Origin of the sequence: Nocardia sp. NPDC004860, from assembly GCF_040609015.1 — a bacterium.
In the GTDB taxonomy this organism is placed as follows: domain Bacteria; phylum Actinomycetota; class Actinomycetes; order Mycobacteriales; family Mycobacteriaceae; genus Nocardia.
The window spans coordinates 227,126-243,031 of sequence record NZ_JBEXJI010000001.1; the positions used below are offsets into that span (position 1 = coordinate 227,126).

At 68.3% G+C, this 15,906-nt stretch carries 16 protein-coding genes; 2 read left to right on the plus strand and 14 right to left on the minus strand.

What is annotated here, in order from left to right:
- Positions 1–4 precede the first annotated feature (4 nt).
- Positions 5–274: a metal-sensitive transcriptional regulator gene (locus tag ABZV44_RS01030; RefSeq protein ID WP_354831600.1), complete on the plus strand. Its 270-nt coding sequence runs from the start codon at positions 5–7 to the stop codon at positions 272–274.
- Positions 275–277: 3 nt separating this feature from the next.
- Here ABZV44_RS01030 and ABZV44_RS01035 read toward each other — a convergent pair whose 3' ends face one another.
- The 14 genes from ABZV44_RS01035 to infA form a co-directional block, all read right to left on the minus strand.
- The gene (locus tag ABZV44_RS01035; protein WP_354830373.1) at positions 278–1,237 is read right to left on the minus strand and encodes a nitrilase-related carbon-nitrogen hydrolase; all 960 of its coding nucleotides are present in this window, start codon (positions 1,235–1,237) and stop codon (positions 278–280) included.
- Between the two features lie 79 nt (positions 1,238–1,316).
- A complete protein-coding gene (locus ABZV44_RS01040) occupies positions 1,317–2,279 on the minus strand; it encodes a helix-turn-helix domain-containing protein (RefSeq protein WP_354830375.1) in 963 nt (320 codons plus the stop codon).
- A 111-nt stretch (positions 2,280–2,390) separates the two neighbouring features.
- Positions 2,391–3,245, minus strand: coding sequence for a nitrilase-related carbon-nitrogen hydrolase (locus tag ABZV44_RS01045; protein WP_354830377.1), 855 nt, complete (start codon positions 3,243–3,245; stop codon positions 2,391–2,393).
- A gap of 83 nt (positions 3,246–3,328) precedes the next feature.
- On the minus strand, positions 3,329–4,309 hold the full coding sequence (locus ABZV44_RS01050) for an AraC family transcriptional regulator (protein ID WP_354830379.1): 981 nt from the start codon (positions 4,307–4,309) through the stop codon (positions 3,329–3,331).
- 249 nt (positions 4,310–4,558) lie between these two features.
- The gene (locus tag ABZV44_RS01055) at positions 4,559–5,524 is read right to left on the minus strand and encodes a helix-turn-helix domain-containing protein (protein WP_354830381.1); all 966 of its coding nucleotides are present in this window, start codon (positions 5,522–5,524) and stop codon (positions 4,559–4,561) included.
- 113 nt (positions 5,525–5,637) lie between these two features.
- Positions 5,638–6,594 carry a hypothetical protein gene (locus ABZV44_RS01060; protein ID WP_354830383.1) on the minus strand — a complete coding sequence of 319 codons (957 nt, stop codon included), beginning with the start codon at positions 6,592–6,594 and terminating at the stop codon, positions 5,638–5,640.
- Positions 6,595–6,900: 306 nt separating this feature from the next.
- Positions 6,901–7,815: a tRNA pseudouridine(38-40) synthase TruA gene (gene truA, locus ABZV44_RS01065; protein ID WP_354830385.1), complete on the minus strand. Its 915-nt coding sequence runs from the start codon at positions 7,813–7,815 to the stop codon at positions 6,901–6,903.
- Between the two features lie 66 nt (positions 7,816–7,881).
- Positions 7,882–8,382 carry a 50S ribosomal protein L17 gene (gene rplQ / locus ABZV44_RS01070; RefSeq protein ID WP_354830387.1) on the minus strand — a complete coding sequence of 167 codons (501 nt, stop codon included), beginning with the start codon at positions 8,380–8,382 and terminating at the stop codon, positions 7,882–7,884.
- A gap of 53 nt (positions 8,383–8,435) precedes the next feature.
- Positions 8,436–9,494, minus strand: coding sequence for a DNA-directed RNA polymerase subunit alpha (locus tag ABZV44_RS01075; protein WP_040855475.1), 1,059 nt, complete (start codon positions 9,492–9,494; stop codon positions 8,436–8,438).
- Positions 9,495–9,600: 106 nt separating this feature from the next.
- Complete coding sequence (gene rpsD / locus ABZV44_RS01080; protein WP_040855473.1) at positions 9,601–10,206, minus strand: 30S ribosomal protein S4; 606 nt, start codon at positions 10,204–10,206, stop codon at positions 9,601–9,603.
- 22 nt (positions 10,207–10,228) lie between these two features.
- The gene (gene rpsK, locus ABZV44_RS01085) at positions 10,229–10,642 is read right to left on the minus strand and encodes a 30S ribosomal protein S11 (protein ID WP_040855472.1); all 414 of its coding nucleotides are present in this window, start codon (positions 10,640–10,642) and stop codon (positions 10,229–10,231) included.
- A 9-nt stretch (positions 10,643–10,651) separates the two neighbouring features.
- Positions 10,652–11,023: a 30S ribosomal protein S13 gene (rpsM, locus tag ABZV44_RS01090; RefSeq protein ID WP_354830389.1), complete on the minus strand. Its 372-nt coding sequence runs from the start codon at positions 11,021–11,023 to the stop codon at positions 10,652–10,654.
- Positions 11,024–11,259: 236 nt separating this feature from the next.
- Positions 11,260–11,373 (minus strand): 50S ribosomal protein L36, encoded by a 114-nt coding sequence (gene rpmJ, locus ABZV44_RS01095; RefSeq protein WP_033085975.1) that lies wholly within the window; start codon positions 11,371–11,373, stop codon positions 11,260–11,262.
- 118 nt (positions 11,374–11,491) lie between these two features.
- On the minus strand, positions 11,492–11,713 hold the full coding sequence (gene infA / locus ABZV44_RS01100) for a translation initiation factor IF-1 (protein WP_040804562.1): 222 nt from the start codon (positions 11,711–11,713) through the stop codon (positions 11,492–11,494).
- A 369-nt stretch (positions 11,714–12,082) separates the two neighbouring features.
- Here infA and ABZV44_RS01105 point away from each other — a divergent pair, with 369 nt between their 5' ends.
- Positions 12,083–15,811: an AAA family ATPase gene (locus ABZV44_RS01105; protein WP_354830391.1), complete on the plus strand. Its 3,729-nt coding sequence runs from the start codon at positions 12,083–12,085 to the stop codon at positions 15,809–15,811.
- Positions 15,812–15,906: the final 95 nt, after the last annotated feature.

The following is a 15,906-nucleotide window of genomic DNA, read 5'->3' on the forward strand; positions in this document are numbered from 1 at the left end:
CTACATCACCGCCAAGGACGACTACCTCAAGCGCCTGCGCCGCATCGAGGGCCAGGCCCGCGGCCTGCAGCGCATGGTCGACGAGGAGAAGTACTGCATCGACATCCTCACCCAGGTCTCGGCCATGACCAAGGCCCTGCAGGCCGTCGCCATGGGCCTGCTCGAGGATCACATCAGCCACTGCGTGGTCGACGCGGCCATCGCCGGCGGCCCCGAGGCCGAGGCCAAGATCAAGGAGGCCACCGACGCCATCGCCCGCCTGGTACGGAGCTAGCCCTCAGCAGGCGGCGATGCCGCCGGGATACGTACCCAACGACACGGGCAGCGCCCAGCGGTCCGGGCCGGACTGCCAGCCGGAGGCGACCCGACGGGACCCGCGGCGGACCGGGACGGAGTCGCGCTGCTGGGTGTCGCCGCTGCCGGCGTCCAGGTCCAGATCGGCGTAGAGAATGCCCTCCTCGCCGTCCCCCAGCGGGGTCACCACTTCGCTGCCGTCCGCGGCGTAGATGCGGGCGCGGCCGGTGGGGCCGCTGATCCGAGGGGCGCCGCCCATACCGTCGAACGCCGGCTCCCCCACCACCGCGGTGGGCGCGAGCACGAAGGCGCCGGCCTCCAGCGCGTACATCCGGCTGACCGTGATGCTCGAATCAGGTCCTGCCGCATCGGCGTACGGACTGCCGGGCCAGGCGGCCACATGGATCTGCTCCTCGTCGGCGCGTAGCGCACGGGTGAGCAGCGGCCGCTGGTTCTCCTGCCCGGACAGCGCGCCGTACTTGCCGATCGGAGTGTGGTGCACCGCAGGCAGATTCGGAGTTCCGGAGGCGAATATCTTGCGCTCCACGCTGTTCAACCCGGCTTTGCGGCGTACGGACAGCAACTCGCCGGAATCGTCGATCACGGCCTGCGACATATAGATTCGCCGATCCTGCCGTTCACCGAATCCGAGGACGACGTGAATGCCGTGCGCGGCGGCGGCCCCGGTGATCGCGCGCATTTCCACGCCGTCCCGAGTCATCGAATTCTCGCGGCACCGAGTCGAGTACTCGACATTCCACTGATTGGTATCGATCCAGCGCCACCAGGGATATCCCGGGATAAACGCCTCCGGGAATGCGATCAGCCGGGCGCCTCGCGTCGCTGCTGCTCGGATCAGCTCGACGACCTGCTCCACGCCCTCGGACAGCCGTAGCCAGCTGGGTTCGGCCTGGACGGCGGCGACTCGCACCGTAATCCTCATCGCTGTTCCCTCATGGAACGTGATGCTTGCCAAGAGTTTCCGGCCAGACAATGGCGACGAGTGCCGAATCACCGACTGATCATGCCAGGGTACGAAAAGCCCCCGGAGTCGTTCCCATTTCCAAACGGAAGCTTCGGTAGAAACTACGCTCGGTGAGGAATCCCGACGCTTTCGCAACGGCCGAAAGCGGCAACTGTGGCGCATTTCGTAGTAGGTCGCAAGCACGTTCGATTCGCATGCGGCGCAGCACCGTTCCCGGTCCACCCTCGAACTCGCCGAACACCCGGTAGAGAGTACGGCGCGACATGCGGCAGCCCTCGGCGATTCGATCGACTCCGAGATCCGGATCCGCACAGTTGCTGCGCATGAAGGCCAGCACCCGCTGCCGATTCAGGGCGTCCGCGGACTGGTCGTGCGGGGTGCGCCCGGACGCCGCGAGCACCGCCGCCGCCAGCAGATCCATCCCCGGTTCGGCCAGCAGTGCCGCCCCGGCCGGATCGGTGCGCTGCAATCCCGCGACACCCCGGAAGAATTGCGCCACGATTCCCGGCGCGGTTCCACTGGAAAACACGGTGGCCGTGGGGACTTCGGGATCGGAAACGCCGTAGTGATCGCGCAGCCGGCTCAGCGGGACCTGCACCACGACCTGTTCCCACTCCTGCTGCAGGTCCCACCGATAGGGGCGAGTGGTGTCGTAGAACACGATCGAACCGGGACGGACATCGGCTACACGGCCGTCCTGTTGCAAGCGCGCGTGACCCGAAAGCGGAATACTCGCGATCAGATACTCGTCATTCGCCTGCGCTATCAGCCGATCGGTGCGGCGGATGAACTGAGCGGAGGATCCGGCAACGGTCAGATCGAGGTCGCCATATCGAGCGTGTTCGATATAGCCAACAAAACGATCGGTCGGTTTTGGTGAAACCGCCAAGGGCACATAGGCATCGCTCACGTGCGCTTCCCAGCGCTCGAACGCCTCCGCCGCCGACTGCTCCGGTCCGGACCGCACCTCGATCCGATCGACCGCTTCTGACCGTTCCACTCCCCATCCCTCGATGACAATGGTCGGCCGATGTACGGCCGAATACTCGGGAGAGTGTGTCAGATCAGGGGAATTCGAGCCAATACCCCGGAGCGGTACGCAGTGATACCACTAGGCCGCGGACTCGAAACTCAGGTCCAGTTCCAGATCGGCGTACAGCAAACCCTCTTCGTGCCCGGCCAGCGGCGCCGCCAGTTCCTCACCGCCCGGCGCGAAGATGCGCGCATGCCCGCCCGGCCCGGGTACCAGCTGCTTGGCCGGCTCCGATCCCCGGCGGCTCTCGCCGCCCGCCACATCCATCACCGCACACGCCGCGATCACGTTCAACTGCCCGACCACCGCGTACCAGAGCGTGGCCGCATTGTTCACGCGCACACCCCAATCCACGTCTCGCGCCACGATGAACCCCGGCCAGGACACCACGTGGATCTGCGCGCCGGTGCGCTGCAGCTCCCGCCGCGCCGGCAGACGCAACTGCTCGGAGCCGCCCTGCACCGCGATGCGGCCGATGCCGGTGCGGAAGACCTGCGACTCGCCCGGCTCGCCACTGCGGAAGATCTTGTGCTCCAGCGGCGTCAGCGCGGGCTTGCGACGGATTCCGAGCAGTACCCCGCGATCATCGATGAGGCACTGCGACATGTAGAGCGCACTGGCACTGCGCTCGCTGAAGCCGAGCAGCACGTGAATGCGATGCCGCCGCGCGGCGTCGGCGATACGCCGGAACTCGGTGCGGCCCACCGTCATCGAATGCGTGCGGTACCGCGCGAAGAACCCCTGCCCCCAGCTCACCGATTCCAGCCACAACCACCACGGATATCCGGGCAGGAAGGTCTCCGGGAAGGCCACCAGCTGCGCGCCGCCCGCGGCCGCGTCCTCGATCAACTCGATGGTCTGCTGGACACCGGCGCGCAGATCCAGCCATCGTGGCTCGGCTTGGACGGCTGCGACTCGCACCTTGGTCGGCACGTCGGCTCCTTCGACGGGTATCGGATGATGTGCAATCACCCTTCGCCGAACGTGAACCGGTCACAGCGACATCCTGTGCCGGGCTACCGACCGCGCGTGCCTGCGTCCAGTTGTGACCGAAATTGACCGGGCGTCACCCCGGTTTCCTGGCGAAATGCGCGGTAGAAATGGCGATCGGTGGAGAATCCGGAAGCCGCGGCAATCGCCGAGAGCGGCCGGGCCGGGTCGGCCCGCAGCAGCCGCCGGGCATGCTCGACCCGCATGCGGCGCACCAGTGCGGCGGGGCCGCCGATGTCCTCGCACACCCGGTAGAGCGTGCGGCGTGATACCAGGCAGGCGTGCGCGACCTCATCGACGGTCAGATCCGGATCGGTGTAGCGCTGGCGCAGCACCGACAGCACCTGCTGGCGCGTGTAGAGCGAATCGGCCGGCGCCGGCGAGTTCTGCCCTTTGGCCAGCAGCACCGCCGAGGAGAGCATGGCCGTGATCTGCGATTCGAGGGCATGCGCGGCCCGGTCGGTTTCCTTGACCGGGAGGGCCGCCATGCCGCGGAAGAAGTCGACCACCACGCCCATCGCGCCGGTGGCGGGTAGCGCCTTGGCGATCGGTAGCTCGTCGCGCACCAGCCCGGCATGATCGAGCACCGCGCTCATGGGCGCGCGCACGATCGTGGACACCGCGTTCTCGGTGGTGCGGCTCTCGATCGGACGAGCGCTGTCGTAGAAGGCGATGGTCCCCGCGCCGCCCTCGGTGATCCGGCCGTTCTGCTCGGTCCAGTTCGCGCCCTCCACAACAATGTTCACCAGCAGGAAGTCCCCGGCGGCCTGATCGAGCTGGCGCTTGTTACGCACCACCCGCTGCGCGCTGGAGGTCATCATGGTGAGACTGGAGTGATCGAACTGGGTGAAGCGCAGCTTGCCGTGCCACTGACCCTTGCCGAGCGGCTCGCAGATCGACGGCAGCACCGCGTCGGCCACGATGGCCTCCCACTGCTCGAATGCCTGCCGCGCGGAAACCTCTGAGGTCGTACGGACTTCGGCGCTGGCAGTGGACGCAATACCCACACCGTGCATCATTCCACTACCGGACGCCGGGAAACTGCGAATGAAGCCGACCGATGCGACAAAACGGACCAGTCGTCCGGATTATCCTGGTAATCAAGTCGATCCGGATAGGCCGCCTGCCCGGTCGCCGGCGGCTCGAAGGCGGCGACCGGGCGGCGCCTCACCAGTATTCCCATCCGCCGCGCCGCTGTGACTGCCCGGGCGTGCCAGATCACTGCCAATTGACGTCAGCCCCGACGCACCTCCTGATCAGGCATGACTCGACCGGAATTCGCCAGGGGTCATCCCCATCTCGCGTTTGAAGGCCCGATAGAACTGCCGCTCGGACACGAAGCCCGATGCCCGGCCCACGGACAGCAACGGCCGAGCCGGATCGGTGCGGATCAGGGCCAGGGCCCGCTCGATCCGCATGCGCCGGAGCATGGCCGCCACACCGTCCTCGCCGTGCTCGAACAACCGGTAGAGGGTGCGGCGTGACACCGCGCAGGCGCCGGCCACCTGATCGATGGTGAGTTCCGGGTCGGCGTAATGGCGTTGGATGAACGCCAGCGCCCGCTGTTTGGCCAGCGTCTGGGCGGGTTCGTCGCGCGGCAGCTGGCCCGCCGCCAGCTGCACCACCGAAGCGAGCAGTCCCGTACCGTGTTTGGCCAGCACCGCCGCCTGGTCCGGTGCGGTGTACTGCAATTGCGCCAGGCCGCAGAAGAATCGGCCCACGATGCCGGCCGCCCCCTCGGGCGGGAAGCGCACCGCGGTCGGCAACCGGTCCGCCGGCACCCCCGACGCCCCCACCACCTCCGCCAGCGGCACCTGCACCGCCACCACGCCCCAGGACTGCTCGAAATGCGCGCTGAAGGGCCGGGAACTGACGTGCAGGGTGAGCCCGCCGTCGGCGAGTTCCCCGACCCGCCCGTCCTGCTCCAGCCAGCCGTGCCCGTGTGTGGTCACGCTGGCGAACAGAATGGGTTCCTGGGGCTCGTGGAGGAGCCGCGGTATCCGGCTGAGGTGCTGACCGCTGGCCGTCACCATGGACACATCGATGCCGTCGAATCGCGATTGCACGATGCGCGCCCGGAACTCCCCCGACCGCACCGGTGTCACCACCAGCGGAACGTAGGCCGCTGCGACAACGGCCTCCCATTCCTCGAAAGTCTCCTGCTGCGAAACCTCCGGTGTGGACCGAACCTCCATCACCGCGGGCTCGACGCCGCCCCTCATCGCCCGATTCTCGCACCCCACGACCGCCCCGATCCGCGAATTCCCTTAACAACGTCCAACTTTCATCACATCGCCCGGATTTCCCCATTCCCCGCAACTCGCACCACGAATCTTCATCCCGGACTTGCACTTTCACCCATACCCCCTTCCACAATCACATGGCCGTCATTTCCACCCGACATCGAATTCGCCGCCCTGTCCGCCGTGCAGGCCGGACCACATCGAACGGTCGAGTCGATCGTCCGCAGCTGCGCGCGCAGTACCGTCGCGGCGAGCGCATACGGCGGCAGATCCGCTTCCGGGCCGTCGTCATCCGGGTCGTCGAACACGTCGAGATCCGCCATCAGCGCCGCACGCTCCCGACGCGCCCGCCGATCCAGCGCCGCCTCCACCTGCCGGCGAAACTCCCACGGCGACAGTCGCTCCGTGACGCCGGGCAGGTCCGCGCCGGCCAACTGCCGTTCCACGGCCGTCCGATCGCCCGGGAGCAGGTCGATGACCTCCGCGATCTCCCCACCGTCATGGAGGATCCAGACCAGGAAGGTATGGATGCGGTCCGCGCGTTCGAAACTTCCCACGAGCACCGAAGCGCCCATGGCAGTCGAGCGGGTGCACGCGACCGCCCGCAGCGGGGCGGCCGAGCGGACCGACCAGCCCGGCACGCTCACTCCCTGCGCCTCGAGCCGATCCGCCGCGGCTCGCGCCGCACGCGACAGCTCGGCGGTCGAGAGCCGGGCCAGGGCGCGCAGCGTGCCCAAGGCATCCGAGGTCGCCCGCTCCTCGAGCACGAGCACCGCCCACGCGCCGAACAGCTTGGCGAACCCTAGATCCTCGTCGCCCCCGGCGAGCAGATCGGCGACCAGGAATTCGACCTCCAGAGGATCGGTGTCATTCCCAAGCTCGGCAGCATCCGCCAGCACACGGTCGATCGGCTCCCGCAGATCGAACCCCTGTCCGTCGAACCGGGCGAACTCATCCTCGTGCGATGCGAGCGCCCGCTCCGGCCGTCGCCCGCCGCCACGTCCGCCCTTGTGCTTTCGACCCCCGCGGCCCCGCTTCGATTTCCCCATACCGAGGACTATCCGCCCGCGCCCCGGCCGCCACATCGCAAAGCGAAACTTCGCACCCCCGAACCAAAAAGAAGTTCGCCCTTTACTTTTCGTGCTCATTCACGCTGCGACCGAGCGCGCCGCCGGCGACCGGCCGGTGGTTGAACCGGTGCAGCCGACGCATGTGGTCCGGCCCGGGTGCGCGGGTGCTTCCGAAAGCCCGAAACGGCCCAGACCGCACGCCAGTTGGTGGAACGCTGCGTCAGCGCGGTCGCTTGTCAGCGTTCGGTCGGCCAGTTGCCGTGTGCCACACGGGTTCAGGACGAGTCAGTCGCCGCAGCAACCTTCGGGGTCAGGAACGGTGCGGACCTCGCGGGTCTGGGCATTGCGGGCGGCCAGGTCGGCGTCGTCCGGGTAGTCGACCGCGATCAGCGACAGGCCGTGGGCCGGGGCCACGGTGACAGAGCTCGAACGCTCACGCTCGTTCAGCAAACCGGCGATCCAGGCGGGCGTGCGGCGGCCTTCCCCCACGGCCAGGACACCGCCGACCAGGCTCCGGACCATGGACCAGCAGAAGGCGTCGGCGCTGACATAGGCGGTCAGCAGGTCGCCGTCCTGGACCCAGTCGAAGCGCTGCAGTTCGCGGATGGTGGTCGCGCCCTCACGGCGGCGGCAGAAGGCGGCGAAATCGTGCAGGCCCAACAGTTTTCGGGACGCCTCACGCATGGCCTCGACATCGGGGCCCGGGCGGCAGGGGACGACACTGCGCGCCCGAAGCGGTTCCGCGCCAAAGGGAGCCGTGGTCAGGCGGTAGGCGTAGTGGCGGCGGATCGCGGAGAAGCGGGCGTCGAACTCGGGCGGCGCGAGGTGGGCCGCCTTGATGCGCACATCTTTCGGCAGGAAGCGCGCCAGCCGGTGCACCAGCTTGGGGCCGTCCACCTCGGTGTGCGTATCGAAGTGCGCGACTTGACCTTCCGCGTGCACGCCCGCGTCGGTGCGCCCGGCCACGGTGAGCTGGATGGGCTCGCGCTGCACCTTGCTCAGAGCGTCCTCCAGCACGCCCTGCACGGTGCGCAGGCCGGGCTGGCGCGCCCAGCCGGTGAAATCGGTGCCGTCGTAACTGATGTCCAGCCGTACCCGAATCGAAACCGGTTCGGGCGTCGGATCCTCCACGGTCACAGCGATCTCCTGGTTAACATGGAGAAAGCCCGCCGACCCGGAGGGGACGGCGGGCTCACTCATGGAATCTCACCCTCGGGGTTTCCGGGGATGCCCCTGAAACCCCTTGTCGAGTCCGAAGGACCGGATTTACTCCGCGGCCTTGTCCTCGGCGGCAGCCTCTTCGGCCGGAGCCTCGGCGACAGCCTCTTCGGCCTTGGCCTCGGCCGGAGCCTCGGCAGCCTTCTGCGAAGCGGCGACACGACGGGCACGGTCGGCCTCGTTGGTCACGGTCTTCTCGCGGACCAGCTCGATGATCGCCATCGGAGCGTTGTCACCCTTGCGGGGGATGGTCTTGATGATGCGGGTGTAGCCACCCTCACGGCCCTCGAACGAGGGACCGATCTCCGCGAACAGGGCGTGCACGACGTCCTTGGAGCGGATCACCTTCATGACCTCGCGACGGTCGGCCAGGCTGCCGCCCTTCGCCTTGGTGACAAGCTTCTCGGCGTAGGGGCGCAGCGCCTTGGCCTTGGCCTCGGTGGTCGTGATGCGACCGTGCTCGAAGAGCGCCGTCGCCAGGTTGGCGAAGATCGCCTTCTGGTGCGACGCCGTCCCGCCGAAGCGGGCACCCTTCTTGGGCTTGGGCATTGTTTGAATCTCCTGTGTTGAAGGCCGATTCGGGGCGCTACACCCCGAATGACCTAAAGCTGTTCGGTCTCGGCGTAGTCCTGCTCGCCGTTGTCGGTGTCGCTGAACGAACCGCTGTCGCTCCAGGTGCCGCTGGCCGCGTCGTAGCCGACGACGGAGGACGGATCGAAGGAAGCCGGAGAATCCTTGAGGGACAGGCCGAGCGAGTGCAGCTTGACCTTGACCTCGTCGATGGACTTCTGACCGAAGTTGCGGATGTCCAGCAGGTCCGACTCGGTGCGGGCGACCAGCTCGCCGACGGTGTGCACGCCTTCACGCTTGAGGCAGTTGTACGACCGCACGGTGAGATCCAGGTCCTCGATCGGCAGGCCGAACGAAGCGATGTGGTCCGCTTCGGCCGGCGAGGGGCCGATCTCGATGCCCTCGGCCTCGACGTTCAGCTCGCGCGCGAGACCGAACAGCTCGACCAGGGTCTTGCCCGCCGACGCCAGCGCATCCCGCGCGGAGATCGAGTTCTTGGTCTCGACATCCAGGATGAGCCGGTCGAAGTCGGTGCGCTGCTCGACACGGGTGGCCTCGACCTTGTACGTCACCTTGAGAACCGGCGAGTAGATCGAGTCAACCGGAATCCGGCCGATTTCCGCACCCGACGCCTTGTTCTGGACGGCCGGGACGTAGCCGCGACCGCGCTCGACCACGAGCTCGATCTCCAGCTTGCCCTTGTCGTTCAGGGTGGCGATGTGCATGTCCGGGTTGTGCACGGTCACGCCCGCCGGGGGGACGATGTCACCGGCGGTGACAGTGCCCGGACCCTGCTTGCGCACGTACATGGTGACCGGCTCGTCCTCTTCGGACGACACGACCAGGCCCTTGAGGTTCAGGATGATGTCGGTGACATCCTCCTTCACGCCCGGGACGGTGGTGAACTCGTGCAGCACGCCGTCGATGCGAATGCTGGTGACAGCGGCACCAGGAATCGACGACAGCAGCGTGCGGCGCAGCGAGTTGCCGAGGGTGTAGCCGAAGCCCGGCTCCAGCGGTTCGATGGTGAACCGCGACCGGTTCTCGGACACAACCTCTTCGGTCAGCGTCGGTCGCTGTGAAATCAGCATTTCTTCCTCCTTCGAGCGCCCACCATTTGACGCTCACGATTGGGAACTGTTGCGGCCCTGGCGGTTACACCGGGGCCGCAACCAGCGGCGCGCGTACGCGCACCTATTACTTCGAGTAGAACTCGACGATCAGCTGTTCCTGCAGTGGAACATCGATCTGCGCACGCTCGGGAAGCTGGTGCACCAGGATCCGCAGACGGCCGGGAACGACCTGCAGCCAGCCCGGGATCGGGCGGTCGCCGACGGTCTCACGCGCCACCTGGAAGGGGTACATGGCCAGCGACTTCGGCTTGACATCGATGATGTCGTACTGCGAGACCTGGAAGCTGGGCACGTCCACCTTCACACCGTTGACGGTGAAGTGGCCGTGCGAGACCAGCTGACGGGCGCCACGACGGGTCCGGGCCAGGCCGGCGCGGTACACGACGTTGTCCAGCCGCGACTCGAGCAGACGCAGCAGGTTGTCGCCGGTCTTGCCCTTCTGGCGGTTGGCCTCTTCGTAGTAGCGGCGGAACTGCTTCTCCATGACGCCGTACGAGAAGCGAGCCTTCTGCTTCTCCTGCAGCTGCATGAGGTACTCGGACTCCTTGATCCGCGCGCGGCCGTGCTGGCCGGGCGGGTAAGGACGACGCTCGAACGCCTGGTCGCCTCCGACGAGGTCGACACGCAGACGACGCGACTTGCGGGTGATAGGGCCGGTATAACGAGCCATTGTTTTCTACTCTTCCTTCCCGCTAGACGCGACGCCGCTTGGGCGGACGGCAGCCGTTGTGGGGCTGCGGGGTGACATCGGAGATCGTGCCGACCTCGAGGCCGGCGGCCTGGAGGGAACGGATCGCGGTCTCGCGGCCCGAACCCGGGCCCTTCACGAAGACGTCGACCTTCTTGACGCCGTTCTCCTGCGCCTTGCGGGCAGCGTTCTCGGCGGCCAGCTGCGCGGCGAACGGAGTCGACTTACGCGAGCCCTTGAAACCGACGTGGCCGGAGGACGCCCAGGAGATGACGTTGCCTTCGGGGTCGGTGATGGACACGATCGTGTTGTTGAACGTGCTCTTGATGTGCGCGTGGCCGTGCGGGATGTTCTTCTTATCCCGGCGACGCGACTTCTGAGTCTTCTTCGGGCCCGAGGCCCGGCTCTTCGGAGGCATGCGCTATCCCTACTTCTTCTTGCCGGCGACGGTCTTCTTCGGACCCTTGCGCGTGCGGGCGTTGGTCTTGGTCCGCTGGCCACGCACAGGCAGGCCACGACGGTGGCGGATGCCCTGGTAGCAGCCGATCTCGATCTTGCGACGGATGTCGGCCTGCACCTCGCGGCGCAGGTCACCCTCGACCTTGAAGTCCTGCGTCTCGATGTAGTCGCGGAGCTTGGTCAGGTCGTCATCGCTGAGGTCCTTGGAACGCAGGTCCGGGCTGACGCCGGTAACGTCCAGGATCTCCTTGGCGCGGGTACGGCCGATGCCGAAGATGTAGGTCAGCGCGATCTCCATGCGCTTTTCGCGCGGGAGGTCGACGCCCATCAGACGTGCCATGGTTGGCGATTCCTTACTTTTGCGGAGGTCTGCTCCCTGTCCGTCCCCTCGTGAGTGGGGCCCCGGCCTCCGTACCGGGGGTGGGCCGCCATCCGTCCCCTACGGGACTCGGCGACGGCGACTGGCGCTGGGAGTTTCTTCTTTGTTGCCAATCCGAACTGCGTTCGGTGCTTGGCGGTGAGCGACCGGGGGCGTGAAGAATCCACTGTCCCGGCGATCACGGCACGAGGCCGCAATCAGCCCTGACGCTGCTTGTGGCGCAGGTTCTCGCAGATCACCATGACCCGACCGTGGCGGCGGATCACCTTGCACTTCTCGCAGATCGGCTTGACGGACGGCTGAACCTTCACGTCAGATCCAATCTGGGTCGGTGTTCACTGGCCGTGAACACAGCTTTTCCCCGGCCGGTTTGACCGGGGAAAACCCGGGACTCGCGCCCCGGAAGTCTTTGGCACCCGCGGGGGTGACTCACTTGTAGCGGTAGACGATGCGGCCGCGGGTCAGGTCGTAGGGCGACAGCTCCACGACGACGCGGTCCTCGGGCAGGATGCGGATGTAGTGCTGCCGCATCTTGCCGCTGATGTGGGCCAGCACCTTGTGACCGTTTTCCAGCTCGATCCGGAACATCGCGTTGGGCAACGGCTCGATAACCCGGCCCTCGACCTCGATGGCCCCTTCCTTCTTCGCCATATCCTCCGCGATCCCGGTTAGGCTGAACCTGGTTGGTTCAAGCTCATTACGGCAGGTCGGCCCCGAAGTTGGTGGTGCATTGCGGCCAACCCGGTGACATACTCACTGGAGGCGGCACTAGGACATGCCACAACCACTATGTAAGTCACCAGCGACCTAGCTTACCCGTTTCCCCAGACCCGACCAAATACGGGTGCCGTGACGTGCCCCGCTGTGCACAGCCGATGCCACCGGTTGGGTGCAGCACGCCACCGGGCGGACGAGATACGCCGGGCGCGCACCCGTCGGAGATCGTTAAACTACGCGCTGTCCTGCACGCTCAATCGAACACCGGGGGTAGATGTGAGTCGCGAGAACGACGGACTCCCAATGCTCCCGCCCTGGCTCTCCGAGAGCGAAGTCGCCGCAACCGGTTACGAGGCTCCCGTCGAGAACCTCCCCCAGGACGAGGTCATCCCCGAGCAGAAGGGCGGCCGCGGCCTCTTCGGCCGGCGCAGGCCACGCAAGGACGCGCCACGCGAGCCCACCGCCCCGCCCGCCGCGAATCCCGCCCCCACCTCCGGTGGCGCCGAGCCGAATCCGTGGGCCTCGCAGCCGGCCACCCCGATGCCGACCCGCGACCCCGGCACCCACTTCAACCTCCCGCACCGCGGCGACCAGTCGGGCAGCGCGAATCAGCAGTCCAACGGACACAACACGCGACCGCCACAGCCCAGTGGCCACGGCCCGGCACAGCCGCCGAATGGCCAAACCCCGACCCAGCTCCCGCAGAACGGCCAGCGCCCTGCGCCCGCGCCGCACAATGGGCAAGGCCCCAACGGTCAAGGCTTCGGCGGTACACCGCATCCCGGCCAGGCGCCCAACCTTCCGCAGGGGCCTCGCTTCGACATCCCTCCGGCCAATGGCGGACAACCCGGACACCCGGCCGCCCCGGAACCGGCTCGCCCGGGCCCTCATTCAGGCCCGATCGGACCCACGCCCGGTCCGCAGTTCTCGCCCCCGCCGACGCCCCCGGTTGATCCGACACAGCGCATCCCCAGTGCCGAACCGGCTCGGCCGGCCCCGCATCCGGGTCCGCTGGGACCGGTGCAGAGTCCGCAATTCTCGACGCCGCCCACGCCGCCCGCCGAGCCCATGGATCCGGCCGCGCTGTCCGCTCCGGCGCCACCGCAGCAGGCCAAACCCGACTTCACCCCGCCGCCACTGCCGTCTTCGCCGAACTCACCCCAGGGCCCGAGTGCCGCTGAGACGCATCCGAGGGGCGCCTCCCTCGCCGGTGCATCGGCCGCGGGTACTCCCGGCCCGGCCAACCCCGCGCGTCCCCCGGCGGATCCGGCCACCCGGGCGCCGCTCCCGCCCTCCCCCGGTGAAGTCGACTCGGCCGCAAACGATCCGGCGTTCCGCGCCGCACGTCCGCCGCTGCCCCCGTCCCCCGGCGAAGCCGGCACCGCAGCCGATCCGGCCGACGCCACCACCAAGATGGCGCACCCGCCCCTGCCCCCGGCCCCGGGCGACCTGGACGCGACCGGCTCCGGCATCATCGCCCCGGCCGCCCCGACCACGCGCACACCGATCCCCCCGGCCCACGAAACCGGCCCCGCCGCAGGTCAATCGGATTCCCATCAGCCAGATGACGCCAACCGGACGGACTCCGATCAGGCCGCCATCCCGGGTCGACGCGACACGGACAATGGCCTCGGGGACCCTCAGGAAGCTGGCGGTCAGCGTCCGCCCGCCGACCTCACCACACGCATTCCCAACCCGTCTGCCGCGAATGACGCTGCGCCCGTACCGAACACGACGGCCGCCACCCACGAGCTGCTCGAGGCTCAGCCGGCCGGCCTGACCGGCGCACCCGCCGAGGGCGAACAGGCCTACCCGAAAGCCGATTTCGACCAGTCGATGGTGCCGGGCCGCCACCGCGCCGTCGAAGGCCCCCTCCCGCTGCCCTCGGACCCCCAGCTCGGCGGCCCGATACCTCCTGAACAGCAGGGCAGTTCCGCGGCGTCCGCGCACGGCCAACGCGACGGCCGCCCGCCATTGCCCGCGAGGCACGGCACCACACCGCCGCCCTCCGCGGCGGGCCCACAGGGCCCCAGCCCGATTGGCGAGATCCCCGGCGCCGCACCGCAGGGCACGGGACCGATACCCCAGGTCCCCGCACCCGGTCCACAGGGAGCGGGCCCGCTGGCGCAGGGCGCTGGAGCCGGCCCGCTGCCTCACGTTCCTGTGCCTGGGGCACAGATGTCCGGCAATGACGGCCAGTGGATGCCGCCCGCGCCACCGGTTCCGGGACCGATGCCGGGCATGCAAGGAATGCCGCCCGCAGCCGACTCCGGAGTTCCGGTGATGCACCCGCATCCCGGCTTCCCAGCGGGTCTAGTTCCGCCGCAGCCGAATCCGTGGGCGCAGGCACAGGGTCCGGATTCCACCAATGCGGATGTCCAGTACGGCAACCCCGATGGGGGTGCGAACCCCTGGGCGAACGCACCCATGTCCGAGGCAGCCGCTGCCGGTTTCAGCGGACCTCAGGCAGGTGGCCCGGGCCGGACCGACTCGGGAATGCCGCCGATGCGGCAGACCTCGGGCTTCCCGGCGGGTGCTGTTCCGCCGCAGCTGAATCCCTGGGCGCAAGGACCGGACGGTCCGATGTCGGGTGGCGCGGATGCCAACCCGGACGCGAATCCGTGGGCGAACGCCCCCATGTCCGAGGCGGCCGCTGCCGGTCTGACCGGTCCGCAGGCCGGTGGCCACGGGCCGCATGGGATGGGCGCGCCCGGCGAACACGCGCAGGGACAGCCGGTTTGGGGCACGCCAGGACAACCTGGTGCGGACGGGTCTCAGGGCCCGGGTCCCGGCGGGCAAATGCCTTCGGCCGCACCGGGACAGGAACAGGGTGCCGTTCAGCCGAACGGTTCCGCGCCTGACGCGGGCGCGATGCCCGGCGGCCCGGGACAGCCGGCTGACATGGCAGCAGCCGGGCACTCGGGTGTCCCCGGGCAGTACGGAGTGGCTCCTGGCCGGTACGGCACCGGCGCTCCGGGGCCGGGTGGCGCAGGGCAGCCCGGGCCCAGCGGTTTCGGGCAATACGGCATGGCTTCCGCGCAGCCGGGGGTTCGTGGGCCGGGCACCTGGGGTGCGAGCGGGCCGAGCGGTTTTGCCGGCGGGTCTGTGCCGTCGCTGGATGATGTGCCGATGCGGCGGGCCAAGAAGGCTCCGGAGTCGGGGTGGCGGCGAGCCGTGCACCATATGTCCGGTGGCGCCATCAATCCCGGGATGTCGGCGGAGGAGCGGCGGCTGCAGGAGTTGGTCGCGCGGATCCGGCAGCCGGTGCGCGGGGATTACCGGATCGCGGTGCTGTCGCTGAAGGGCGGCGTCGGGAAGACGACGACCACCATGGGGTTGGGCTCGATCTTCTCCTCGATTCGCGGGGACCGGGTGATCGCGGTCGACGCGAATCCGGACTTCGGGACGTTGTCGCAGCGGGTGCCGCTGCAGACGCGGTCGACAGTGCGGGATCTGTTGCTGGACGAACAGATTCAGCGGTATTCGGATGTACGCCGTCATACTTCGCAGGGCAGCAGCCGCCTGGAGGTGCTGGCCAGTGAGCGGGATCCGGCGGCGTCGGAGGCGTTCAGCGAGGAGGAGTACCGCGCGGTCGCGCGCATCCTGCAGCGCTTCTACAACATCATCCTCACCGACTGCGGTACCGGCCTGATGCATTCGGCCATGGCGGGTGTGCTGGATCTGGCGCACTCCCTGGTGCTCATCTCGTCCTCGGCCATCGACGGCGCGCGCAGTGCCGCCGCCACCCTGGACTGGCTGTCGCTGCACGGCCACGATCATCTGGTCCGCAATGCCGTGGTGGTGATCAACCTGCCGCGCCCGGGCGCCCCGAATGTCGGCATCAATCAGCTGCGCGACTATTTCCTGTCGCGTTGCCGCGCAGTGCACATCATTCCCTACGACGCGCATCTGGGTGAGGGCGCTGAGATCGATCTGCACCGCCTGAGCAAGCCCGCCAAACGCGCGTATGTCGAGCTGGCGGCCACCGTCGCCGATGATTTCGGGGCCGACCACCGGCACTATCGGGGCTGAGCCTGGGCCGGTTCCGGCACCGGTTCCGAATCCGTTCGCGGGCAGTGGCTTCGGCCGGGAAGGCTGCGCATGACATGGCACCGGCCGGGTGCTAG